We start from the raw sequence: 22,669 nt of genomic DNA on the forward strand, positions 1-22,669 counted from the left end.
GTCCTTACGATGAGGACATCGGCACCCGTGGTGGTGGTGGAGGGGGAGCGACCGAAGGTCAGTGCACTGTGACCTTTTCGCTTTCAGCGGGGCGAGCCGCCTCGGCGGGGGCACCGTGTGCATCCGGTTCGAGCGAGAGCTCATCGAACGGGTTGTCACCCGACAGGGTGGCGCGGGCGACGTCGAGGTCGATCTCGTTCGTCCACTTGCCGATGAGCAGGGTGGCCACGGCATTGCCGGTGAAGTTCGTCAGCGCACGGCACTCGGACATGAACTTGTCGATGCCGACGATGACGCCCATGCCGTCGAGCAGCTCGGGACGGTGCGACTGCAGACCCGCGGCCAGGGTAGCCAAGCCCGCACCGGTGACTCCGGCGGCGCCCTTCGACGCGATGATCATGAACACGAGCAGCGAGATCTGCTCGGGGATCGACATCGGCATGCCCATGGCCGAGGACACGAACAGCGAGGCCATGGTCAGGTAGATGGCGGTGCCGTCGAGGTTGAACGAGTAGCCGGTGGGCACGGTGATGCCGACGACCGGCTTCGAGACTCCGGCGTGCTCCATCTTCGCGATGAGGCGCGGCAGGGCCGACTCGGACGACGAGGTGGAGAAGATGAGCAGGAACTCACGGGCCAGGTACTTCAGCAGCAGGAAGATGTTCAGGCCGGTGACGATCTTGAGCAGACCGCCGAGGACGATGACGATGAACAGCGCGCAGGTGAGGTAGAAGGCGCCCATGAGGGTCGCCATGGCACCGATCGCGGCCCAGCCGGTCTTGCCGACGACCGCGGCGATCGCACCGAAGGCGCCGACGGGAGCGGCCCACATGATCATCATCATGAGCTTGAAGACGACCGCCTGGATGTGCTTGATTCCGGTGAGCACGGGCTCGCCGGCCTTGCCCATCGACTGCAGGGCGAAGCCGACGAGGAGTGCGAGCACGAGGGTCGGCAGCACCGGGATGTCACCGGGGATGAGGCTCATGAGGAAGCCGACCATGCCGCCTTCCTCACCGCCGGCAGCTTCCTCGTACGGCTGGAGGTGGAGTCCGTCGCCGGGGTGGATGAAGTTGCCGACGACGAGGCCGATGACCAGGGCGAAGGTCGCCATGACCAGGAAGTAGATGAGGGCCAGTCCGCCGACCTTGCCGACGGTGGCCGCCTTCGCCACGGAGCCGACGCCGAGCACGATGGTGCAGAAGATGACCGGGGCGATGATCATCTTGATGAGCGCGACGAACGCCTTGCCCAGCGGTTCGAGTGCGATTCCCGCCTCGGGGGCGATTAGCCCGATGGCGGCACCGGCGAACACGGCCACGATGACCATGATGTAGAGCCAGTGAGTGCGATCCTTCTTCCGCTGCGGGGCTCCCGGTTCAGGAGCGTTCGCCGCGGCGGTGCTCTCCTTGTCGAAGGAGCCGCCCTTCTGTTGTGGCGACATTGCCATGATTCCTCCAAATGCTGTTCGCAACCTCACCCGTCGGTGGATGTGATTGCGCGCGACTGCTGGCCGCGGTAGTTCTGTACCCGACAACTGTGCCAGCCGATGTGACGGGTGTCTCGGTTGCGTTCATAGTGTTCACAGGAGGAGTGAGACGCGCCGAGGCAGGAGCATGGCCAGGGAGGACGGGCCGGCGAGGGTCAGGCCTGCGGCTCCTCCGCGTGCTGGTGATCGGCATCGGCACGCGGTGCCCGCTGTTCGAGGGCCTTGAGGCCGATGGGGCAGGTGATGGTGAGCTTGAGGCGTCGGCTCTTCGCGTCTTCGACGGCGCGCCGCATGAGCTCTCGGCGGTGCTGATCCGCCTGCATAGGCTCGATAGCTTCGCAGTAGATGAACATGACCTCATTGGCATCAGGCTCGAGTTTGTAATGGAGCGCGGCCACGAGTCTGCCGGGAAGGTAGAGGTCGTACTTCGAGGATTCCTGGTTGTTGAGCATCGTGTACATAGTGGTCTCCTGGGGTGGGTCGGTCAGAATGGTCGGTGTCACCAGTCGCTGGGCGACAGAGCCGCCGCAGATGCTGGGTCTCGCAGGTCATGGAGGAAAGTTTGCGCCCAGTGGCGGACGTCGAAAGCGGCGACGGTGTCGGCCATCGCATCCATGCGCTTCCGGGCCTCGTCTTCGCTGAGCGTGGCCGCGTGATGGATGGCCGCCTTCAGGCCGGCCCGATCATGGGGATTGACGATGATGGCTTGGTCGAGTTCTTCGGCGGCTCCTGAGAATTCGGAGAGGACGAGTGCACCGCCCCTGCCTCGGCGGGCAGTGACGAATTCCTTGGCCACGAGGTTCATCCCATCCCGCAGGGAGGTGACGAGCAGGATGTCGGCGGCCAGGTACAGGGCGACGGCTTCCTCTGTCGAATGTGAGTGGTGGGAGTAGTGGATGACATCGCCGCCGAGAGTGGAGAACCTCCCATTGATGCGCCCGACCGTATGTTCGACCTCGTCGCGCAGGTCCTGGTAGGCGCGCACGCCTTCGCGAGAGGGGACTGCGATCTGCGCGAGACAGGTTCCCTGCGCATCGAGCAGTCCGTCGTCGATCAGCTCCTCGAAAGCCCACAGCCGGTGCAGGATTCCCTTCGAGTAGTCGAGGCGATCCACCCCGATCATGAGGGTGGCGGGATCGCCCAGGTCACGGCGAAAGCATCGGGCCATCTCCTGTACCGCGGGGGATTCGGCCGCGGCCCGGATCTCATCAACGTCGATCGAGATCGGGTACGAGCCGACGCGGCCGCGAAGTTCCTCGGGATCCATGCCCAGCAGCTTCTGCATAGCCTGGCGGGCCTTAGCGGCATCGGCCTCTCGCTGGAGACCGATGACATCGGCCCCGAGCAGGCCGCGGAGGATTTCGTCACGCCAGGGCAGCTGGGCCATCTGCTCGACGGGAGGGAACGGAATATGGCAGAAGTATCCGATCCGGATGTCCGGTCGTTGAGCGCGGATCATCGCCGGTACGAGCTGGAGGTGGTAATCGTGTACCCAGACTGTCGCCCCAGTCTCGGCGGCCTCGACCGCGGCCTGTGCGAATCGCGCGTTGACTTCCCGATAGGCCAGCCACCATGAGCGGTGGTACTGCGGTGCGACGATGAGGTCGTGGTGCAGCGGCCATAGAGTAGCGTTGCAGAATCCCTCATAGTACTGCTGATGTTCGTCATGGCTGAGCGAGACGGGGACGAGGCTCATCCCGTCGAAATCGAAGGGCTCGAGGCTGTCGTCATGTGTGTTCGCCCAGCCGACCCAGGCTCCGGCGTGCTCACGCACCACGGGAGCCACGGCTGAGACCAGCCCGCCGGGCGAGGCCTCCCACGTTCCGTCGATGCGGTCGACGGGGAGGCGATTGGCCACCACGACGAAAGCATGGCGGTCAGTTTCCATCATCTTCTCTTCTTCTCGTGCCGCCGGGCCGGATCGTGCCGGCACATCGACTTCTGGGACATGGGATCTGAAAGCATGGCCGAAGGGCGGAGGCGGACAGTGCCTCCGCCCTCCAGCCGCGTCCCTCAGTTCTCCGGAGAGTTCTTGAGCGAGTCTCTGACGCCCTTCAGCGAATCTTTGGCATCGTCGCCGACCTGCTTGATCTTGCCTTTGGCAGCGTCGGTCTTGCCCTCGGCCTCGAGGCTCTTGTCATCGGTGGCCTTGCCGGCAGCAGCCTTCGCCTTGCCCTTGAGCTCCTCTGCTTTGTCTGAGGTCTTGTCGGCCTTGTCGTGGGAATTCATGATTCGTCCTTTCGTGTGGATCGGTCTGGACGTCCTGCTCTGTCGAGCACTATTCATGTTTACGGTGTAATCAACCTAGCAGACCGAGTTTTCGCTGCGCAATAGATCCGGCGAGTCGGGTGGTCGATGGAGGGTGATAGCTTAGTCATCCATGAGGAGTTTACAGTGTAATCGCGTTATCAGAGGATCTCTCGACGCGTCGGATCAAGCGAGTAGACTGACGGTGAAATCCGCCCGGTCTGCGACATCTCCGACGAGGAAAGGGAGGCGCGCGTGGTTCAGCAGCGACTTGATCGTGCACAGGTCGTCGAGTCGGCGATCGCCTTCGTCGACGCCTGCGGTCTCAGCGAGCTCACGATGCGTCGCCTCGGAACGGCCTTGGACGTAGAGGCGATGGCACTGTATCGGCATGTTTCGGGGCGGGGGGACCTCCTCGAGGCCATGGTCGACGAGCTCATCGACGGCCTCTTCGACGACGATCTCATGACAGAGGACTCCCATTCGTGGGAGGAGTATCTGCAGCGTGTCGCCAATGCCACGCGGAATCTGGCCCTCAAGCATCCGCGGATCTTCCCGCTCATCGCCACCCAGCCACCTCAGGCGCCCTGGCTCCGTCCGCCGCTGCGAAGCGTGCGCTGGGTCGAGGACTTCCTGTCCTCGCTGCAGCGCTTCGGATTTGCCGACGCCGAGGCGGTGGCGGCATACAAGGCCTTCACGAGCTTCCTCGTCGGCGCGCTTCTGCTCCAAGCGGCCTCCCTGACCCCGGAGGTCCTCGGAGATGAGGAAGAGTCCTCCGCCGGCGACGACCTCAGCGAGTACCCCACGGTGGCCCGATTGCAGGGCCTGCTCATGGAAGACCACGCCCAGCGCGAGTTCGACGACGCCCTCGACGATCTCATCGAGCGGATCCGCACCACCACGCAGGGCTGAGAATCTCGGCAGATGGCTCCGAGAGCCCTTGAGCTGTGGCGTGCCTGCGCCCTCACGGATAGTCTTGGCTCAGTGACGATCCGATTACAAAGGAGCAGGATATGAAACTCAGCACCGCACTTCTGCGCGCAGTTCCCGGCGCATTCATCCTCAATTCGGGCATCGGCAAGCTCGGTCTCGACGAGGAATCCGCGGCCGGACTCCAGCAGATGGCCGCCAACGGTGTGCCGATGGTCGAGAACATGACCCCCGCCCAGTTCGGGAAGTTCCTGTCCTACGGTGAGATCGCCGTCGGCTCCGCCCTGCTGCTGCCGTTCGTGCCTACCCGCATCGCCGGTGCCGCGCTGACGACCTTCGCCGCCGGCCTCGTCGCGAACTACTTCTCCATCGATTCGATGACCAAGGACGACGGCATCCGCCCGTCCGAGGACGGCACCGCAGTGGCCAAGGACACTTGGCTGGCCGCAATCGGCTTGGCTCTCCTCATCTCCGGCGGCAGTAAGAAGAAAAAGAAGAGCGTTAAGAAGTAATGGCGTCCCTCCCGGCCCCTCCATGGCGGGGTCGGGAGCGATTCCGGGCTCGCCGAGGCGGAACCACCCTGGCGAGGCGTCTGTTCCTCGTCCAGCTCGTCCTCATCGTCCTCGTTTGCACCGCCCTGTCGGTGACGAGCTACGTGACGACGCTGAACAACATCCGGCACGCCACCGGAGAGCGGGTCCTGTCCATCGCCGAGACGCTCGCCCACGATCCCTATGTCACCGAGTCTGTGACCGGGGACGATCCCTCCGCCCGACTGCAGCCCTACGCGCTGACCGTCATCGATTTCGCCGAGGTGGACTTCGTGACGATCATGGACCGCGACGGCACGCGCTACACCCACCCCGACCCCGAACAGCTGGGCAAGAAATACATCGGCAGCACCGCGAAAGCCCGCGCCGGACAGACCGAGACCGAGGAATACGTAGGCACGCTCGGGCCGTCGGTGCGCGCGATCGTGCCGATCAAGGACGCCGCCGGCGAGGTCACCGCCATGGTCGCCGTCGGCGTGACCCTGGAAACGCTGTCCGTGGCGCAGGCGGCCTCCCTGCCGCAGATCATCCTCGTCGGCCTCGCCGCGCTCGCCCTCGGCGGACTCGGCTCCTGGCTGCTCGCCCGCTACCTGCGCCGAGTCACCCTCGGCTACGGTCCCGAGGAGCTCCGTCGGCTGTTCGCGTTCTACGATTCGGCCCTGCATTCCCTGCGCGAGGGCCTCATCCTCGCCGACGATTCCGGGCGGCTCGTCCTCTACAACGACGAGGCCGCGTCCCTGCTCGGCCTGCCCACAGTGGAGGAATCGACGCCGATCTCCCTCGCCGAGGTGGCCCTGCCCGAATCTGTCCGTGACCTTCTGGCATCCGGTCGGGTCGCCGTCGACGAAATCCACTTCACCGAGGATCGTGTCCTCGTCATCAGTCAGAAACAGGCTCGGCAGCCGCGCGGCGGGCGCGATGAAGGCGGAACGGTTGCGACCCTGCGCGATCGCACGGACATCCAGGAACTCACCGGCGAGCTGGCGACGATGACGACCCTGTCCGAGGCCCTGCGTGCCCAGACTCACGAGCATGCCAACCGGCTGCACACGGTCTCCACGCTCATCGAACTCGGTCGGGTGCAGGAGGCGCTCGACTTCGCGGTCAAGGACGAGCAGGAATCGCAGCGGCTGACGGATTCCTTCGTCGCCTCCCTCGACGAGCCATTCATCACCGCTCTTATGATCGGGAAGGCCGCGCAGGCCAATGAGCGCGGAGTCGAACTCACCGTCACCGCCACCGGCGAACTCCCTCCCGAACGACTCGACGCTCGCGACCTCGTCACCGTCGCCGGAAACCTCCTCGACAATGCCTTCGACGCGGTCGCGGACTCGGATGAGAAGCACGTGTGGGCGGACTTCGTCGCCGCTGACGGGGAGCTCATCATCACCATCGCCGATTCCGGTGCCGGAGTTGCGGGAGAAGACATCGATGCGCTCTTCCATCTCGGCGCCTCGGCGAAACCCGAGACCGGGGGAGTGGGACGGCACGGTTTCGGGCTCGTTTTGGTTCGGCAGGCGGTGAGCCGCCTCGGCGGACATATCGATGTCGATTCCGATCGCGGTGCGATCTTCACGGTGACGCTTCCTCTGGGGGACATCGACACGGCCGGCGACTACGATTCTTCGGAGAATCACACCACTGACGGTGAGGATTCGAGACAGGATCGGGCGGAAGGAGACTCACGTGAGCGATGATGCCGCGCTGCGGGTGCTCATCGTCGAAGACGATCCGATGACGGCGCAGGCGCATGCGGACTTCGTTGTCCGGATTCCTGGGTTCGAGGTCGTCGGAACGTGTCTGGGCGGGCACGAGGCGATCGAACGCTTCGACGAACTCGCCGCGGCCGGGACGCCAGTCGATATCGTCTTACTCGATATGAATCTCACGGATTCTCACGGTCTCGAAGTTGCCGGGCGCCTGAACTCGCGCGGTCAGGATGTTGACATCATCGCGATCACCGCGGTGCGGCACCTGCAGGTGATCCGATCGGCGATCTCGTCGGGTATCACGCAGTACCTCATCAAGCCCTTCACCTTCGCGTCGTTCCGGGAGAAGTTGGAGAACCAGCGGGAGTTCCGGCGCGGACTCAGCGGATCGGGGACGTTGGCGACTCAGGCCTCGGTGGACAATGCGCTGTCCGCCTTGCGGTCGGTATCGTCGACGACCCTGCCGAAGGGCCTCATCGCCGAGACCTTGGACGCGGTGTCCGCGTTCGTCCGGGACTCTCCGGTTCCGGTCTCCGCCAGCGAGGTGGGGCGTCGGCTTGATCTGTCCCGGGTCACCGTCCGTCGGTACCTGGAGCACCTCGTCTCGACGAAGCAGGCGATCAAACAGCCTCGACATGGGACTCCGGGGCGGCCGGAGTACGAGTATCGGTGGGTGTGAAGGCACGGACTCAATCAGCGTTTGGGGCCGCTGGGTTCGAGCGAATCGGACACATAGACCAGATGTACGAAGGCGGGCGAAGGAATCTCTTCGTTCGCCCGCCTTCGAGGTTGGCAGATCAATGGATCTATCTGCCCAATCAGGTGTTGACGTCCGTCAGTTGTTGAGGTTCTCGATCGCGTAGTCGGCCTCAGACTGAGTGAACTGTTCACCATATTCGCTTGTCAGCTGGTCATGGATTGCGGCTGGCGACATCGACATGTTGTCCTGATACGACCGTGCCTTCTCCAGAGCGTTCTGCTTCCAGTCGGCCTGGACATTGTCGATGGCGTACTGGGCAGCGTCGGCGGAGAACTGCTCGCCGTATTCGCTCGTCAGCTGATCGTAGAGGCCCTTTTTGCTCATGTGCATCATGTCCGAATAGGACTCGGCTTTGGTCAGTGCGGAGCTGTACTCGGCGGGAACGCTCGAGTCGGTCTCTTCCTCTGCCGACGCTGCGGGATCTTCGGCGACGGGCTCTTCTTCGACTGCTTCTTCAGCAGGTTCCTCAGCGGAGGGTTCTTCCGCCGGTTCCTCGGCAGGTTCCTCTTCGACCGCGGGGTCGGCTTCAGCGGGTTCCGTGACAGCTTCGGGGGCAGGCGCTTCTTCGGCGGCAGCTTCCTCTTCGGAGACGATCGGCGCGTTGTCGCTCGGTGCATCCGACATTGCTCCCGCTTTGACTCCGTTGATGATGAGGCCGAGAACGAAGAAGATGCCGGTGACGATCCAAGCGACCTTCTTATGCTGGTCGTACCCCTGGAGGCGCAGACCCTTCTTGTCTTTCTGCTTGCCGGCAAGAGTGATGATCAGGTCGACGAGGTACCAGATGCCGAACCCGCCGAGGGTGATGAGTTTGAGGATGCCGGTGCCGATCTTGCCGAGGTAGAAACGGTCGACGCCGAGTCCGCCGAGCAGCCACGACAGCAGCCACGTAGCGAGGAACGATTTCTGCCCGACAAGGGGGTGGTACTGGCCGAATGAAGGCTGGAATGAGGGCTGAGCTGGGGTCCACTGGTTCGAGTTGTCGACCGGTACTGGAGGCTGCTGTGTCATTATCACTTCCGAATGTTCAGAGAGGAGGTAGTTGCACTTTCAACTATAAGTTAAAATTTCAACTAAGTACACCAGGTGTTGTCTCGATTGGGTAACAAATCCGCTTGTCGGAGTTGCCGGCCCCGTGTGGGGAGCCTCACTCAGGAGTGCAGTGCGGGTTCCGGGGCTCCGAGGAAAGAGTCAGGTTCAGCGTCGTCGATGACACGTGATTCTCTGTCATACTCGTGAACGCACCCCTCATCTCCATGCGGCCGACCCAGCCGCACCTCGACGTGAGTCGAGCCGAACCGAAAGTTCCCCATCCGTGTCACCTCAACAGATCAAGCGAGGCGAAAACCTGAACTGTATGTCGGACTCTGATGGACCGCCATCGGACTTCGACGCGCAATTCGGACCGCGAGCCTCCTCGGCGAAGGACTTCGCATCTGCGGTCGACGTGCGCGACACACTCTCCGAGTCCGAGCTGGAGCGGATCTTCCGGGCCAGCGGCGGTCGTACCCGCATCGCTGCCTCCCTCGTTCAGGCGCGAGCCGAAGCGGGACTGCTCGCGAGCGATACCGACCCTGACCGGACTGTCGCTATGCTGTCCCCATCATTGAATCCGACGCTCGCGAACGCCTCCCGCGAATCGGCCGCGCTCTATCTGCTCGCTCTCTTCTCCTGGACGCCGAGGATCACCTCGAACATGGTCGACCTCGTCCACGCCGCCTTCGCCGCCGCGAAGGTCAGGAGCGATGCCACTCCCGATGACCTCACCCCGCTGCTGACCTCGGCCGGACTGCTCGCTGTTGCCTCCGGCGACGAGGTCTTCACCGTTCCCACCTTCATCCGCATACTCATGCGACGCATCACCGCCGTCGACGACGGCCTCGCGAAGAGGACTCCACGCGAAGCTCTCGGCATGGCCGTCGCCGACATGATCGGCCGCCAGCGCGCGGACCGCCGTGAAGGACTGCCCGAGCTGCTCGACCTCGTCCTGGAGATCAGGGACTGGAAGATCCTCGAGCGTGGGTGGGCACAACGGTCGGTGAACGTCTTCATAGATGTGCCGACTTCGATCGAAGCCTTTCTCAGTGTCCCCGAGGCGGTGATCGCGAAGAACCCGATCCTCACCCTGGCCCGCAGCGCGGCTCGACGCATCGATTCGACCCGGCACGTGCTCGGAACCGATGACCCCTGGCAACTCATGTCGGCGACCGACTTCGACAGCATCGTGGTGCCGGAGCTGCACGGCCGGCTGACCGATCCGAGCCTCCCCCTCTCCGGCGACGAAGTAGCCGTGCTGACCATACTGGAGGCGCGCAGTCACCGATTGAACCGGAATTACGAGGCGGCGCTCAACGTCATCGAGGTGGGACGGAAACGCTTGCTCAGCCTCGGTGCCGGAGAACCGGGGCCCACGCTGATGCTGCAGGCCGAACTCAATCTTGAACGCGGGCGGAACCTCGTCGCAGCCGGTCGATTCACCGAGGCGACACCGGTATTGCAGAGCGTCGTGCACTTCGCGGGAATCTATACACCGAACTCACCGCATCCGCTGCTGGCAGGACTGGTCGAAACCGCATTGGCCGGGCTGGGGCACGGACACGGGTCGGACATGGACCGCTGCCTTGAGCGGGCGCGAGAGAACGCTCGCCGCTTCGGGATGGAAACGCTGCAGGACGAGCGGACGGCGCTGAGCATTGAGCTGATGCGCAGCCTCGACCGGCTCGACCTCAACGCGGCGGAGGACATCCTCGGTGCCCTGGATCAGGTGAAGTCCACTCAGTCTCTGGGGCCGATGCCGGACTGTGGCAAGGCGCTGTACTACGTGTACCGCGGGCGGGCGTCGATTGCTGCGAAGCTCGTGACGGAGAGCCCGACGGTGCAGATCCTGCCGACGGCGGCCGGCGATGCGAGCACTCAATTCTCCGGAATCGTCAACGCCGTCGGGTTCGTGCTCGCTGCGGCGGGGGAGACGAAGACGCTTCAGGACATGAGCGATCGCATGAGTTCGGCCAACCCCGGTGATTCGATCATCAAGGCTCGACAGGCGCTCGTCTTCGGTCAGCATGACCGGCTGTGGACGGCGACCGGGCAGGCGCTCAGCAGTGATCAGGGGCCCAGACTCAAGAGCTGTGCCATGGCCTTGCGCGCCGACATCCTCCACCATGAGGGGCACGCGGATGAGGCGCTGGAGACCTTCGTGCACATGCTCGACTACTGTGCGATCACGGCATCGGTGTTCGCTGCGGCGCAGCTGTCGAAGTCGGCTCGAGAGGCGCTCATTGCCGCATCGGCCGATTTCTCCGAGTGGGAGGCCGTGGCCCGGTCATTCAATTCTGCGGAGATCACGGCGGTCGTGCTGCAGAAGCGACTGCTCGAGCTGCCGGATACCTCGCCTGTGGCCCCGGACTTCCAGACCGATCTCACCCCGGCCGAGCAGTCGCTGCTGTTCGCGATCGACTCGTCGAAGTCGATCGCGCAGATCGCCCGCGAGTTCGGAGTGGTGTCCGGGACGCTGAAGAATCGGCTGTCCGCGCTCTATCGCAAGCTCGGCGTGCGCAGTCGCGCCGAAGCCGTGGCGCACGTCCACCGGCAGCGGTAGGGAGTGAGTCGCCTCGGCGAAAGAGTCCTACCCGTGCGCCGCCTCAGCCGGGGGAGAGGAATTCCGACAGGCGGTTCAACGTGGTGGCATCGAGCGAATAGTACGACCAGACGCCGCGCTTCTCACGGTGCAGGACCCCGGCATCGACGAGGATCTTCAGATGGTGGGAGACGGTCGGCTGGCCGAGACCGACGGGTTCGGTGAGATCGCAGACGCACGCTTCCTGCTGCTCGTGCCCGGCGATGAGGGAGACCAGGCGCAACCGGGTCGGGTCGGCCACTGCTTTGAGGATGCGCGCGAAGTCCTGGGCGTCGTCGAGACTCAACGGCGAGACGGTCAGCGACGGGCAGCAGACGTCCGCCTCGGTCGGAGAGAACGCGGGCTGTGTGGTCATTCCTCCATTATGCCCATACATTGACATTTGTCGATGCCTTGTGGTCCCATCGTATCGATGAACTTCAATGCGCCGGCATGTCAGCGCGGCGCAGAACCGACTCGGACCTCAAGGGAGACCATGCATTCCACGGAGACTGCCAACGCTGAATCACCGGTGGCGGCGAAGATGTCGACGCTGGACCGATTCCTGCCGCTGTGGATCATCGGTGCCATGGCCCTGGGCCTGGTGTTGGGCAGGCTCGTGCCCGGTCTCGACGAGGCTCTGGACTCGGTCAAGGTCGCCGACGTCTCCCTGCCGATCGCCATCGGCCTCCTGGTGATGATGTTTCCGGTGCTCGCCAAGGTCCGGTACAACGAGACCGGGCACGTGCTGGCCGACAAGAAGCTCATGGTCACCTCCTTGGTCATCAACTGGTTGGCAGCTCCGGCGTTCATGTTCGCGCTCGCCTGGCTCTTCCTGCCCGACCTGCCCGAATACCGCACCGGACTGATCATCGTCGGGCTGGCCAGGTGCATCGCCATGGTCCTCATCTGGAATGACCTGGCGTGTGGCGACCGCGAGGCCGCCGTCGTGCTCGTGGCCATCAACTCCGTGTTCCAGGTTCTCGCGTTCGGTCTCCTCGGCTGGTTCTATCTGCAGTGGCTGCCGAATCTGCTGGGGCTGCCGACGACGAGCAGCGAGTTCTCCTTCTGGGCGATCACCCTCAGCGTCCTCGTCTTCCTCGGAATCCCGCTTCTCGCCGGCTTCCTCACACGCACGGTGGGGGAGAAGGCGAAGGGGCGTCAGTGGTATGAAGATCGCTTCCTCCCGAAGGTCGGGCCGTGGGCGCTGTACGGACTGCTGTTCACCATCGTCGTGCTCTTCGCCTTCCAAGGTGACGAGATCACGTCGCACCCGGGCAATGTCGCCCGCATCGCCTTGCCTCTGCTCGTCTACTTCGTCGTCGTCTTCGCTGTCGGGATGGTCATCGGCAAAGCCTTGAACCTGGGCTATGAGAAGACGACGACCCTGGCATTCACCGCTGCCGGCAACAACTTCGAACTCGCCATCGCAGTGGCGATCGGGACGTACGGCGTCGCCTCGGGGCAGGCGCTCGCCGGAGTCGTCGGCCCGCTCATCGAGGTGCCCATCCTCGTCGCCCTCGTCTACGTCGCGCTCTGGGCACGACCCCGTTTCTTCCCCTCAACTTCTGTTCAAGGAGCGAATCGAGCATGAGTCCCACACCAACGCCAAAGCCGAGTGTCCTCTTCGTCTGTGTGCACAATGCCGGCAGGTCCCAGATGGCGGCCGGATTCCTCCGCGAACTGGCCGGGGGATCAATCGAAGTGCGGTCCGCCGGCAGCGCACCGGCCGAGACGATCAACCCCGTCGCCATCGACGCCATGCGGGAGCTCGGCATCGACATCACCCGCAACAGCCCCACTCTGCTCGACGCAGATACCGTGCGCACCTCGGACGTCGTGATCACGATGGGCTGCGGCGATGCGTGCCGGATCTTCCCCGGCAAACGATACGAAGACTGGGTTCTCGACGATCCCGCAGGTCAGGGCCTGGAATCGGTGCGCCGAATCCGTGATGAGATCCGGACCCGAGTCGAAGCCCTCATCGTCGATCTCGCCCCCGACGCAGGGACGAAATCCACACAGTCGACGACCACGTCGAACCCCATCGCCGAGGCGGCTCCCAATGACTGATATCGCGCTCGCAGATCTGCCGGTCGCCGTGATCGGTTCCGGTCCCGTCGGCCTCGCGGCCGCGGCCCAGCTGGTCCGACGTGGAATCCGACCGCTCGTCCTCGAAGTGGGATCGTCCGTCGCGGCGGCAGTGGCCGAGTGGGGTCATATCGGGTTGTTCTCACCGTGGAAGTACAACATCGACGTTGCGGCCCGCAGCCTGCTGGCACCGACCGGTTGGCAGGAACCCGACGGCGAGCACCTGCCCACAGGGGACGAACTCATCCGGGACTATCTCATTCCGCTGGCCGAGACAGATGAACTCCGGGACGCCATCCTCACCGATACCCGGGTTGTGGCAGTGAGCCGAGTCGGAATGGACCGGACCGGCACCGCGCAGCGTGAATCGACTCCCTTTCTTGTTCGCACTCAGAACTCCGATGGAACTACGACGGACTTCCAGGTCAGGGCGGTCATCGACGCCTCGGGGACATGGGAGAGCCCGAACCCGATCGGGCAGTCCGGGCTCGCAGCGCCCGGCGAAGTCGAGGCCCGTCGCAGCGGGTTCGTCACCTCGCCTCTGCCCGATGTGACCGGCCGTGACCGTGAGCATTTCGCCGGGAGGCGGACTCTTGTCGTCGGTGGAGGGCATTCGGCGGCGAACACGCTCTTGGCACTGGCGGAGCTGCGTGCGGAAGTGCCGGGCACGCGAATCGGCTGGGTGCTCAGGCGCGCAGACCCGGCATCCGTCTACGGTGGGGAGGACCAGGACGGTCTGCCGGCTCGCGGAGCCCTGGGCGCGCGGCTCCGCCGTCTTGTCGAAGACGGAGCCATCGATGTGTATGCCTCCACGACGATCACCGGGTTCGCCGCCGACGGTGGTGGCACCGTGGCTTCCGAGACCGGCGGTGAGTCGGTGACGCTCCACGCCGATCGGGTCGTTCCCGCCACTGGCTTCCGTCCGGACCTGGGATTCCTGCGCGAGATCCGGTTGGACCTTGACCCGGTTGTCGAAGCTCCGCAGCAGTTGGGGCCGCTCATCGATCCCGAGTATCACAGCTGCGGAACGGTCCCTCCGCATGGTGCCAGGGTGTTGGGGCATCCGGAGCCAAATTTCTACATCGTGGGCATGAAGTCCTACGGGCGCGCCCCGACGTTCCTCATGTACACCGGTTACGAGCAGGTCCGTTCCGTCGTCGCAGCGATCGCGGGGGACCTGGAAGCTGCGGACCGAGTCGAGCTCGTCCTGCCGGAGACCGGCGTGTGTTCGACCGACATTGGATCTTCGTGTGACGCGCCGACCGGCAAGCCTGGTTCTGTCGACTTGCCCGCGGCAGGCGCACCGGACGCAGGCGGATGCTGCGGACCTGCGGAACCGGTAGTGATCGGGATCCCCACGGGGACAGAACACGGGCGATCAGGAGAGACCGGGAACGACTGACTCGCGGGCTCGGCTTACGTCGCCACGGCGGACTGACTCGCCGGTTCGGCCCTCGCCGCCTCAGCGGTAGGTGGCGTTCTTCGGATCCTGGTGGCCGTGGTCGTTGAACGAGATGAGGCTGGTTCCGCCTCGGCCGGTGATGATCTTCGTGATGCCGGTGTTGATGGTCACTCGGTTGAAGGCCATCCACTGATCGAAGCCGCCGCCGATCAGTCGGGCCGCGGTCCACGCGATGGCGCCGGCGCTTGAGACGACGATCGTCGACTGTCCCGAGCTCATCGCACCGGTCGCCTCGTCGAGGGCTCGATCGACGCGTGACGTGAACTGGTTGTAGGTCTCCGTGTAGTCCTCATCGTGCTCACCCGAGGCCCACCGGGCGGCACCGCGCTCGAGTTCGCCCTGGAAGATCTTCGAATCGTGCTGAGCGCGCGGATCGAGATCCGTGAGCACGCCGGTGAGCTCCCATGCGGCGTATTCGTTCCAGCCATCGTCGACGTGGGCGTCCATATCGAGGCCGAGTCCTGCGAGGAGGCCTTCTGCGGTCTGGCGCTGCCGCAGCATCTCACCGTGGATGATGCGATCGGGTTCGAGTCCTTGTGAGGCGAGGAAGCGACCGGTGATGCGGCTCTGCTCTTTGCCGAGATCGGACAGCCTGTCATAGTCATCCGTGCCGAACGACGCCTGCCCGTGCCGAACCAGATAGAGCACACTCATGAATCACACATCCTCGTCGTGAAGCCCACGCTGCTTTTCGAGTGATCGTTTACTGATGTGAGTCTACGGGACATCGGTGGGGAACAGCTGCTCGGCCAGTCGAAGCACCTCAGCGAGGGCAGGACTGACGTCATCTCTGCGCCATGCCATGAGCAGCGGGAACGGCCCCTTCGGGTCTTCGAGGGGGACGAAGGCGATATTGGGGAAGGAGGCGTTCTTCGGCACCGACGCCACTGTGACTGAACAGCCGATCTCCGCACCGACGAGCGAGAGTATCGTCCACGTGTCCGGAGCCACCTGGATGACGGTGGGGTTGAAACCTGCGGCCTGCGACAGCTCGTAGAGCCGTTCGATCGTCGTCGACCCCGGATTCGGCGGCACCGTGATGAACTCCTCTCCCGCGAGCTCGCTCATCGACACCGACTCGCGGCCTGCTAAGGCATGCTCTCTGTGCATGGCGACGACAAGCGACTCCTGGGCGACGATGCGAGTATCGACCGACTGTGGCACGAATGGCCAATAGCCGAAGACGAGGTCCACTGAGCCGTCGGCGACGCTGTCGATGGCCGGCATCCCGAAGGAGGCGCTCTGCAGACTGAGGTGGATTCCCGGATGAGTCCCGCGGACCAGTTTGAGCAGCCGTCCGATGAGTTTGTGGGTCGCGATGCCGGTGAATCCCAGGCGCAGATGTCCGACCTCGCCTTTCCCTGCTGCCTGCACTGCGGAGTCGGCGAGGCGATGACTCATGAGGATGTCGCGCGCAGGTTCGACGAGCGCCTGTCCTGCCGGAGTCAGGCGCACGGACCGAGTGCTGCGTTCGAACAGCTGTGCCGACATGTCGGACTCCAGGCCCCGGATGAGTCGGCTGAGGGGAGGTTGGGTCATATGCAGTCGTTCGGCGGCTCTGCCGAAGTGAAGTTCCTCGGCGAGGACGAGGAATGCGCGGATGTGCTTTGTGTCCATATCGGTGTCTCAATCGTGAAGGCGGCCGCCCAGTGAGGATCGGGCGATATTCGTGCAGTGACTGCATTAATCGTCTCCATTATAAGTATTGGACTGGTATCAATGATTTTGAAAGGATGACCCAGGTCACAGTCATCCGAGGTTCGAGGAGGAACGCGATGGACAAGACGATGAGTCTTCCCCAGGCGATCAGCACCTATCTGCGCAACGGGGATACAGTCGCCCTGGAGGGCTTCGGCCACATCGTGCCGGTCGCTGCCGCGCACGAGATCATCCGGCAGGGCTTCACTGATCTGGTCCTTGCGCGCATGTCCTGCGACGTCATTGTCGACCAGCTGCTCGGAGCGAACTGCCTGAAAGGTCTCATCTCCTCGTTCATCGCCAACAGTTCGGCCGGTTCCCTTCACGAGCTTCGGCGGCGCATTGAGAAGTCGGACCCGGAACCGCTGTGGTTCGACGAATACAGTCACGGCGGAATGGTCGCCCGCTATCAGGCCGGTGCCTCGAAGCTTCCGTTCCAGCCCATCGCCTCCTACCGGGGCAGCGACCTAGCGGCGAAGAATCCGCGGATCAAGTCCGTTCCCGATCCCTACGGTGGACCGGACATCCACGTCGTCCCCGCACTCAATCCCGACCTCACGATCATCCACGCCCAACGTGCGGACATGCATGGAAACGTGCAGGCATGGGGGATGCTCGGGATTCAAACCGAGGCCGCATTCGCCAGTCACCGACTCATCGTCACAGTTGAGGAGATCGTCGACGAGGCTGTCGTCCGCTCCGACCCGAACCGCACAATCGTTCCCGCGCATGTCGTCGATGCCGTCGTCGCCGTGCCACGCGGCTCGCATCCTCATTCGGTCCAGGGCTATTACGACCGCGACGACGAATTCTCGAGACAGTGGTCCGCGCTCGCCCGCGACGCGGCGGCGGTCCAGGACTGGCTCGAGACCAATATCCGCGGCACGAGTGACCACGATGAGTTCCTTGCCACCCTCGGATCGGAACATTTTGAGCGGATGGCCATCCACGACGCATATTCGACGCCCGTGAACTATGGAGGGCGAGCATGACATTGAGTGCTCACGACACCACTGAGACCCGGTCCCGCGACGAGCTCAGCGAGACCACAAGCAGCGAGGTCGCTGGCGACGTGGTCACCAGCAGCGAACTTCTCACCGTCCATTCGGCGCGGGCGCTGGCCGGACGCAACGTGGTCTTCGCCGGGCACGGCCTGCCCACACTGGCCGTCTCTCTGGCCCAGCACACCGTCGCACCGGACATCGAGATCGTCTACGAGTCGGGAGTCACCGGAGCCAGGCCGCCGGCCATGCCGCGCAGCATTTCGGACTCGATCCTCGTCCCGGGAGCTGCCTCGGTGATGCCGATGACGCACCTGTTCAACTATGTTCTGCAAGGCCAGCGAATCGATGTCGGCTTCCTCGGTGCCGCGCAGGTCGACAAGTTCGGGAACCTGAACTCCACCCTCATCGGCGAGGACTGGGAGCACCCAGACAGCCGACTTCCGGGCTCAGGAGGAGCCATCGAGGCCATGGCGGGCGCGGCCGAGATCTTCCTCGTCATGCGCAGGCACACCCCGCGTACCTTCGTCGAATCCTTGGACTTCGTCACCTCCCCGGGGCCGAAGAAGGCCGCTGAGGCTGCGGTCGGTTCAATGCCGGCTGGTTCCGGCGTGACCCACGTGATCACCGACCTGGGCATCATGACGCGCTTCGCTCGGGATGAGGAGCTCACTCTGACAGCCGTTCACCCCGGTGTCGACCCCGCCGAGGCGGTGCGGCAGACCGGATGGAACCTCCAGGTATCGACCGACCTCAAGACGACGCAGCCGCCGACTCCGGATGAGCTGGCACTGCTGCGAGAGACGCTCGATCCCACCCGGATCTACCTGCGCTGAACCGGAGCCCTCACCCACTGACCGATGTCCGCGGCCAGCTGTAGGCGACAGTCGCCCACTGCGGCTCCCTGCTGAGCAAGCGAGAATTCGAATCGAAGAAAGTTGAAATCATGTCAATGAAGACAAACGCACAGGTTACCTCCCCTCCTGATCCGAATGTGACTCGGCCCGAACTGCGCCGTGCCGCGTGGTCGTCGTGGCTCGGCAGTTCGCTCGAGTACATGGACTTCACCTTGTATACGCTCGCCTCGGCTCTGGTCTTCGGACCGCTCTTCTTCCCCAATGAGACTCCTGCGGTGGCGCTGATCTCCAGTCTCGGCGTCTACGGGTCCGGTTTCGTAGTCCGGCCGATCGGTGGATACGTCTTCGGACGGGTCGGTGACAAGCACGGACGTCGGATCGTCCTCATCGTCACTCTGTCGATGATGGGCATTGCCACCATGGGCATCGGTCTTCTGCCGACTTATGCGCAGATAGGCATCTGGGCGCCTATGCTGCTCGTCGTACTCCGGCTCGTGCAGGGGTTCGGAGCCGGAGCCGAATTGGCCGGAGCTTCGGTGCTCTTGGTCGAATCGTCGCCTGTGCGTCGCCGTGGGCTCTTCGGGGCGATCGTGGCGATGGGGACCAACAGCGGAATCTTCCTGGCCACTGTTCTGTGGACGCTGCTCACCCTGCTGCCGGACGAGGCTTTCCTCAGTTGGGGCTGGCGGGTGCCCTTCCTGCTCAGCATCGTCACCACTTTCGTGGCTCTGGCAATTCGTACGAAGGTCAGGGAGTCCCCGGTGTTCGAAGAGGCGAAGGAGCGCCGCGCCGAGGTGGCCGCGGACAAGAGCGATCAGCCGAGCATCCTCGTCGAAGCGCGTCGGTCGACGAAGTCGTTCCTGCTCGCCTTGGGCATCCGAATGGGAGAGAACTCCGCAGTCTACCTCGTCAAAGGCTTCATGGTCGGGTGGGTGGTCACCACGACGGGAATCGACTCCTCCATCGTCACCACCGGCATCATGATCGGCACCGTCATCGGATTCGCGACTGTGCCGTACTTCGGCAAGCTCAGTGACAAGCTGGGTCGCCGACCCGTGTTCTTGGGGTTCACTCTATTCCAGATCCTCTTCGCGATTCCGGCCATGATCCTCATCGACACGGGCAACCCGATCATCATCGCGGCCGTCTTTGCGGTCTTCGTCGGCGGGCCTCTGCCGAATCTCTACGGTGTCGAGTCGAGCTGGTTGGTCGAACTGTTCGGATCGAAGCATCGGTATACGTTCATGACCACTATCAAAGAGGTCGGATCGGTCGTCTCCGGCGGTCTGGCGCCGGTGATCGCGGCCTCGCTCGTCGCCGTGATCACCGACTCATGGTGGCCCGTTGCGATCGTTCTCATTCTGTTCGCCGGCTGCGGCCTGCTCGGTGCGCTCTTCGCGCCCGAGACCCGTGGTCGCGACCTCACGACTGAAGTCGACGCAGTGGACGAATTGCGACCGCAGCAATAGGCAAGGGCTGGGACCCCGCGGCGGGCGAGGGCCGGGACCCTGCGATACGCGACGGCCGCCCCGGTGAGGTGGACTACGACCAGCCCGCTGGGGTAGGCGACGGCCCTACTGCCGGATTGCGGTCAGTTGTTGTGGCGCGGAGGCACTCTGCCACCAGTGCTGTCGCTGCAGCTCTGCGTTGAGAGCGATGCCACAGGCTCCGTGGGGCGTCATCAGAACGGTGGGGGATCGACTTCGAGGTCGTGTTCCCAGTTCACCGTCTTGAAGACGAAGCGGTGGTCCCAGGGATCGTCGGCTCCAGCGTCTTTGGAGTCGGAAGCGTCCTCAGACTGCGCCTTGACCTCCGAGTCGCTGATGCTCGAGCCGGTGCTGGTACGAGCGCTGGGTTTGTCGAGCCCGTTCGGGTCGACGGTGATGTCGTCGATGGCGAGACCCGCGAGACGCGACCAGTTAACTGCCTTTGCATACTTGGCGTTCCCAGTCAGCTGCTTCATTGCAGCTGGGTCGGTGCCGGCGGGAAGACTGAGCTGGTGGGCAGACTTCTCCCAATTGAGGCAACGTTCAAGCCGCAGCCGCCTGTTTTCTGCCTGCTGCTCCCGATACGCCTCCGACAGTCGCCGCTGTCGGGCTTCGCGTTCCTCTCGCTGACGCCTCTCCTCGTCGCGCCGGCGCTTCTCTGAGTCGCGCTGGCGGATCGTCGACTCACCGGGCATGAGTTCGAGCACCCTTGGCGTTGGCGGGACCATCGACCAGGGCAGTTTCCACCGTTTGAGACCCAGTCGTCCCAATGCATCGAATTCGAGCGCTTGGGCCACATTGATCGGCTGGCCGGGCGCCGACACAGTAGTCGTGATCCCGTGCTTGAACTCGTAGTCGAGCTCACCGGATTTCGGCATAGTGACCCGAAGGCGACCGGCGGTCTTCAACGCATGGTGTTTCTTGCACAGAGGATGCAGGTTTCCGAACCGGGTGAGACCGCCCTTGAGCGGATTCAGGTGGAAGAACGGAACGACGTGGTCGATCTCCGACTTCTCGGCCCGACGAGAGCAGCCGGGAACGGTGCACACCGTCCACTGCTCGACCAGGGTCTTCCGAAGATCCCTGGGGACTTGGTAAGTCGTCGCTTTGGCGTCGACAGGAGTGCCGGTGCCGGGGTCGGTGAGGATCCGTTGGATGCTCTTCGAGCGGCCGGCGATAGTGCGGGCCACCTCGGCGGGTACAGGCGAGCCATCGGCAAAGGTGCCGGGCAGGTCCGAATCTTCGGTGAGGGTGAGGAAGGGAACGGTCACCACGGTGGCGGCCTGATGCGACAGCCACCACGAATTGGTGGGCATGCGCAGCTTGACGACATATTCAACGGCGCCGTCAGAGTCCTGGCCTTCGACGCTGCAGTCGGGGCGGAAAGTCGAACCGTCGGGTCGGTTGGCGACAGAGAGTCCGTCGGATGAATCCGTTGAGCCAGCGGCCGAGCTCCGGTCGGACGACTCTGTGGTGTCGTCAGCTGAACCCGAAGCAACGTGCTTCGCGAAGTCGGCGACAGCGTCGTCGGAGCCCATATCCGGAATGAGCTCGCCGTCGGCGTCGAGCAGCGATGTGTCTTTGGCTGTTTGGATTCCCGTGATCGGGTCGACCGAAATGACTTTGACCTTGAGTTCCGGGACAGGCCGGATGAACAGATCGTACTCGAGCTGAGAGATGGAGCGGTCATCGCTGATCTCAACGCCCACAGGCAGATTGAACGCCGACTTGTTCTTTCCATGCACGGCCAGCGCCATGCCCTGGATTCGGTTGTAGCAGGCGAAGATCTCCGCTGAAGGCCCGCTGACGGTCAGGCAGGCCGAGCCGTCCTTGTAGCCTTCGACATCGACGCGGCGACGCTTGGTGGCGAGTTCGGTGTTGTCGACCGGCGGAACGAGCAGGGCGACCATCTTCGCCAGATCCCGGCGCAGGGTCTCGCAGGTGATATCGGTGCGCCGGGCTGCCAGGAAGATATCGAGTTTCGGAAGGAAGGCGAAAGCGACGTCGGCACACTGGCGGGCAACCACGTCGACATGGGCTTGGGTGAACTCTCCGGCGCGGACCCGGTTGGCGAAGCGGGGAAGACCATAGAAGATCGTCATCGCGCCGGTGAGCTGACGGTAGGTACGGGCAGTGTTGGTCCCCAGCACCGTCGAGATCTCGACGAGGTCCTCAGCGTCGACATTGTCATAGACCCATTTCGAGAAGCAGATGCCCTCATCGAGCTCGGGGAACTCGGGCAGCGCCTTCGCCTCGGGCTCAGTCGCCTTGCGCAACTGTTCGCGGGCGAAGTCGGCGACATAGAGCACAACTGTCGCGGAAGGGGAGCCGCCGGTGCTGGTCGTGTCGTCAGTGGGCGACGACGCGCCGTTGGACGAAGACGCGCCCTTGGTTGACGACGCGCCCTTGGGTGAGGACTCCGACTTCTCCGCAACGCCGAAGACGGTGTTCTCTTCGGACTCTTTGGCGCGGCGTTCGAAGGATGCGGAGATCGTTTCGCAGCGAAACGGTTCGGAACGCTCGGGCACGGGTAGTTCGAGGGCGATGAAGACCTGTTCCAACACAACTGAGGAGACTGACTCGAGGAGGGAGAAATGGGCACGGTCGGAAGCGACCGCGTTCTCGGCAAAGCGAGACATGCTTGATTCGAAGCGGATGGAGAATCGGGGCGACGGCTGTGCCATACCCGGCTCGTCTGCTTGCGCGGGAGTCGAACGGTTGGTGGTGCCCTTCATTGCGTTTTCACCTGCCTCGGACTTCGTCGTCGGGAG

General features: G+C 63.8%; 20 protein-coding genes. 11 read left to right on the forward strand and 9 right to left on the reverse strand.

Annotation, left to right across the window (positions count from 1 at the left end; all coding sequences use genetic code 11):
- Nucleotides 1-58: 58 nt before the first annotated feature.
- The 4 genes from SB749_RS07795 to SB749_RS07810 form a co-directional block, all read right to left on the reverse strand.
- Complete coding sequence (locus tag SB749_RS07795) at nt 59-1,444, reverse strand: cation:dicarboxylate symporter family transporter (protein WP_410709834.1); 1,386 nt, start codon at nt 1,442-1,444, stop codon at nt 59-61.
- Nucleotides 1,445-1,644: 200 nt separating this feature from the next.
- Nucleotides 1,645-1,950 (reverse strand): hypothetical protein, encoded by a 306-nt coding sequence (locus SB749_RS07800; RefSeq protein WP_101546193.1) that lies wholly within the window; start codon nt 1,948-1,950, stop codon nt 1,645-1,647.
- A gap of 38 nt (nt 1,951-1,988) precedes the next feature.
- The gene (locus SB749_RS07805; protein WP_410709835.1) at nt 1,989-3,380 is read right to left on the reverse strand and encodes a trehalose-6-phosphate synthase; all 1,392 of its coding nucleotides are present in this window, start codon (nt 3,378-3,380) and stop codon (nt 1,989-1,991) included.
- Between the two features lie 122 nt (nt 3,381-3,502).
- A complete protein-coding gene (locus tag SB749_RS07810) occupies nt 3,503-3,718 on the reverse strand; it encodes a CsbD family protein (RefSeq protein WP_410709836.1) in 216 nt (71 codons plus the stop codon).
- 273 nt (nt 3,719-3,991) lie between these two features.
- Here SB749_RS07810 and SB749_RS07815 point away from each other — a divergent pair, with 273 nt between their 5' ends.
- The 4 genes from SB749_RS07815 to SB749_RS07830 all read left to right on the forward strand — a co-directional run bounded on the left by SB749_RS07815 (nt 3,992) and on the right by SB749_RS07830 (nt 7,605).
- The gene (locus SB749_RS07815) at nt 3,992-4,648 is read left to right on the forward strand and encodes a TetR/AcrR family transcriptional regulator (protein ID WP_410709837.1); all 657 of its coding nucleotides are present in this window, start codon (nt 3,992-3,994) and stop codon (nt 4,646-4,648) included.
- Between the two features lie 101 nt (nt 4,649-4,749).
- The gene (locus SB749_RS07820; RefSeq protein WP_101546189.1) at nt 4,750-5,178 is read left to right on the forward strand and encodes a hypothetical protein; all 429 of its coding nucleotides are present in this window, start codon (nt 4,750-4,752) and stop codon (nt 5,176-5,178) included.
- On the forward strand, nt 5,178-6,914 hold the full coding sequence (locus SB749_RS07825) for an ATP-binding protein (protein ID WP_410709838.1): 1,737 nt from the start codon (nt 5,178-5,180) through the stop codon (nt 6,912-6,914). The genes SB749_RS07820 and SB749_RS07825 overlap by 1 nt, the downstream gene beginning before the upstream one ends.
- Nucleotides 6,904-7,605, forward strand: a complete 702-nt coding sequence (locus SB749_RS07830; protein WP_410709839.1) for a response regulator — start codon at nt 6,904-6,906, stop codon at nt 7,603-7,605. The genes SB749_RS07825 and SB749_RS07830 overlap by 11 nt, the downstream gene beginning before the upstream one ends.
- A gap of 156 nt (nt 7,606-7,761) precedes the next feature.
- On the opposite strand, the gene SB749_RS07835 is transcribed toward SB749_RS07830, so the two are convergent.
- Nucleotides 7,762-8,697 carry an Ltp family lipoprotein gene (locus tag SB749_RS07835; protein WP_410709840.1) on the reverse strand — a complete coding sequence of 312 codons (936 nt, stop codon included), beginning with the start codon at nt 8,695-8,697 and terminating at the stop codon, nt 7,762-7,764.
- Between the two features lie 346 nt (nt 8,698-9,043).
- On the opposite strand from SB749_RS07835, the gene SB749_RS07840 reads away from it, so the two are divergent.
- Nucleotides 9,044-11,284, forward strand: coding sequence for a helix-turn-helix transcriptional regulator (locus SB749_RS07840; RefSeq protein WP_410709841.1), 2,241 nt, complete (start codon nt 9,044-9,046; stop codon nt 11,282-11,284).
- 43 nt (nt 11,285-11,327) lie between these two features.
- On the opposite strand, the gene SB749_RS07845 is transcribed toward SB749_RS07840, so the two are convergent.
- Entirely contained in the window at nt 11,328-11,678 is a 351-nt protein-coding gene (locus tag SB749_RS07845) for an ArsR/SmtB family transcription factor (protein WP_410709842.1), read from the reverse strand.
- Between the two features lie 120 nt (nt 11,679-11,798).
- Between SB749_RS07845 and arsB the strand changes: the two genes are divergently transcribed.
- The 3 genes from arsB to SB749_RS07860 are packed head-to-tail and all read left to right on the forward strand — an operon-like array spanning nt 11,799 to nt 14,795.
- Nucleotides 11,799-12,896 (forward strand): ACR3 family arsenite efflux transporter, encoded by a 1,098-nt coding sequence (arsB, locus tag SB749_RS07850; RefSeq protein ID WP_410709843.1) that lies wholly within the window; start codon nt 11,799-11,801, stop codon nt 12,894-12,896.
- Entirely contained in the window at nt 12,893-13,375 is a 483-nt protein-coding gene (locus SB749_RS07855; protein ID WP_410709844.1) for an arsenate reductase ArsC, read from the forward strand. Before arsB ends, SB749_RS07855 begins: the two co-directional genes overlap by 4 nt.
- A complete protein-coding gene (locus SB749_RS07860; protein WP_410709845.1) occupies nt 13,368-14,795 on the forward strand; it encodes an NAD(P)-binding domain-containing protein in 1,428 nt (475 codons plus the stop codon). The genes SB749_RS07855 and SB749_RS07860 overlap by 8 nt, the downstream gene beginning before the upstream one ends.
- A 60-nt stretch (nt 14,796-14,855) precedes the next feature.
- On the opposite strand, the gene SB749_RS07865 is transcribed toward SB749_RS07860, so the two are convergent.
- Both SB749_RS07865 and SB749_RS07870 read right to left on the reverse strand, forming a co-directional pair.
- Complete coding sequence (locus tag SB749_RS07865; RefSeq protein WP_139469872.1) at nt 14,856-15,509, reverse strand: histidine phosphatase family protein; 654 nt, start codon at nt 15,507-15,509, stop codon at nt 14,856-14,858.
- Nucleotides 15,510-15,572: 63 nt separating this feature from the next.
- The gene (locus tag SB749_RS07870; RefSeq protein WP_139469873.1) at nt 15,573-16,472 is read right to left on the reverse strand and encodes a LysR substrate-binding domain-containing protein; all 900 of its coding nucleotides are present in this window, start codon (nt 16,470-16,472) and stop codon (nt 15,573-15,575) included.
- A gap of 158 nt (nt 16,473-16,630) precedes the next feature.
- On the opposite strand from SB749_RS07870, the gene SB749_RS07875 reads away from it, so the two are divergent.
- The 3 genes from SB749_RS07875 (at nt 16,631) to SB749_RS07885 (ending at nt 19,880) form a co-directional block, all read left to right on the forward strand.
- Entirely contained in the window at nt 16,631-17,545 is a 915-nt protein-coding gene (locus SB749_RS07875) for a CoA transferase subunit A (RefSeq protein WP_181271956.1), read from the forward strand.
- Nucleotides 17,542-18,390 carry a CoA-transferase subunit beta gene (locus tag SB749_RS07880; protein ID WP_410709846.1) on the forward strand — a complete coding sequence of 283 codons (849 nt, stop codon included), beginning with the start codon at nt 17,542-17,544 and terminating at the stop codon, nt 18,388-18,390. Before SB749_RS07875 ends, SB749_RS07880 begins: the two co-directional genes overlap by 4 nt.
- 110 nt (nt 18,391-18,500) lie before the next feature.
- Complete coding sequence (locus SB749_RS07885; protein WP_410709847.1) at nt 18,501-19,880, forward strand: MFS transporter; 1,380 nt, start codon at nt 18,501-18,503, stop codon at nt 19,878-19,880.
- Between the two features lie 212 nt (nt 19,881-20,092).
- Here the strand turns inward: SB749_RS07885 and SB749_RS07890 are convergent, their stop codons facing one another.
- Nucleotides 20,093-22,633 carry an HNH endonuclease signature motif containing protein gene (locus SB749_RS07890; protein WP_410709848.1) on the reverse strand — a complete coding sequence of 847 codons (2,541 nt, stop codon included), beginning with the start codon at nt 22,631-22,633 and terminating at the stop codon, nt 20,093-20,095.
- Nucleotides 22,634-22,669 lie beyond the last annotated feature (36 nt).

Source organism: Brevibacterium sp. SIMBA_078, assembly GCF_046534565.1.
In the GTDB taxonomy this organism is placed as follows: domain Bacteria; phylum Actinomycetota; class Actinomycetes; order Actinomycetales; family Brevibacteriaceae; genus Brevibacterium.

Coding starts and splice junctions, on each gene's coding strand:
- SB749_RS07795 (WP_410709834.1), bottom strand. CDS start 1,444: ATGTCGCCACAACAGAAGGGCGGCTCCTTCGACAAGGAGAGCACCGCC.
- SB749_RS07800 (WP_101546193.1), bottom strand. CDS start 1,950: ATGTACACGATGCTCAACAACCAGGAATCCTCGAAGTACGACCTCTAC.
- SB749_RS07805 (WP_410709835.1), bottom strand. CDS start 3,380: ATGATGGAAACTGACCGCCATGCTTTCGTCGTGGTGGCCAATCGCCTC.
- SB749_RS07810 (WP_410709836.1), bottom strand. CDS start 3,718: ATGAATTCCCACGACAAGGCCGACAAGACCTCAGACAAAGCAGAGGAG.
- SB749_RS07820 (WP_101546189.1), top strand. CDS start 4,750: ATGAAACTCAGCACCGCACTTCTGCGCGCAGTTCCCGGCGCATTCATC.
- SB749_RS07825 (WP_410709838.1), top strand. CDS start 5,178: ATGGCGTCCCTCCCGGCCCCTCCATGGCGGGGTCGGGAGCGATTCCGG.
- SB749_RS07835 (WP_410709840.1), bottom strand. CDS start 8,697: ATGACACAGCAGCCTCCAGTACCGGTCGACAACTCGAACCAGTGGACC.
- SB749_RS07840 (WP_410709841.1), top strand. CDS start 9,044: ATGTCGGACTCTGATGGACCGCCATCGGACTTCGACGCGCAATTCGGA.
- SB749_RS07845 (WP_410709842.1), bottom strand. CDS start 11,678: ATGACCACACAGCCCGCGTTCTCTCCGACCGAGGCGGACGTCTGCTGC.
- arsB (WP_410709843.1), top strand. CDS start 11,799: ATGCATTCCACGGAGACTGCCAACGCTGAATCACCGGTGGCGGCGAAG.
- SB749_RS07855 (WP_410709844.1), top strand. CDS start 12,893: ATGAGTCCCACACCAACGCCAAAGCCGAGTGTCCTCTTCGTCTGTGTG.
- SB749_RS07860 (WP_410709845.1), top strand. CDS start 13,368: ATGACTGATATCGCGCTCGCAGATCTGCCGGTCGCCGTGATCGGTTCC.
- SB749_RS07865 (WP_139469872.1), bottom strand. CDS start 15,509: ATGAGTGTGCTCTATCTGGTTCGGCACGGGCAGGCGTCGTTCGGCACG.
- SB749_RS07870 (WP_139469873.1), bottom strand. CDS start 16,472: ATGGACACAAAGCACATCCGCGCATTCCTCGTCCTCGCCGAGGAACTT.
- SB749_RS07875 (WP_181271956.1), top strand. CDS start 16,631: ATGGACAAGACGATGAGTCTTCCCCAGGCGATCAGCACCTATCTGCGC.
- SB749_RS07880 (WP_410709846.1), top strand. CDS start 17,542: ATGACATTGAGTGCTCACGACACCACTGAGACCCGGTCCCGCGACGAG.
- SB749_RS07885 (WP_410709847.1), top strand. CDS start 18,501: ATGTCAATGAAGACAAACGCACAGGTTACCTCCCCTCCTGATCCGAAT.
- SB749_RS07890 (WP_410709848.1), bottom strand. CDS start 22,633: ATGAAGGGCACCACCAACCGTTCGACTCCCGCGCAAGCAGACGAGCCG.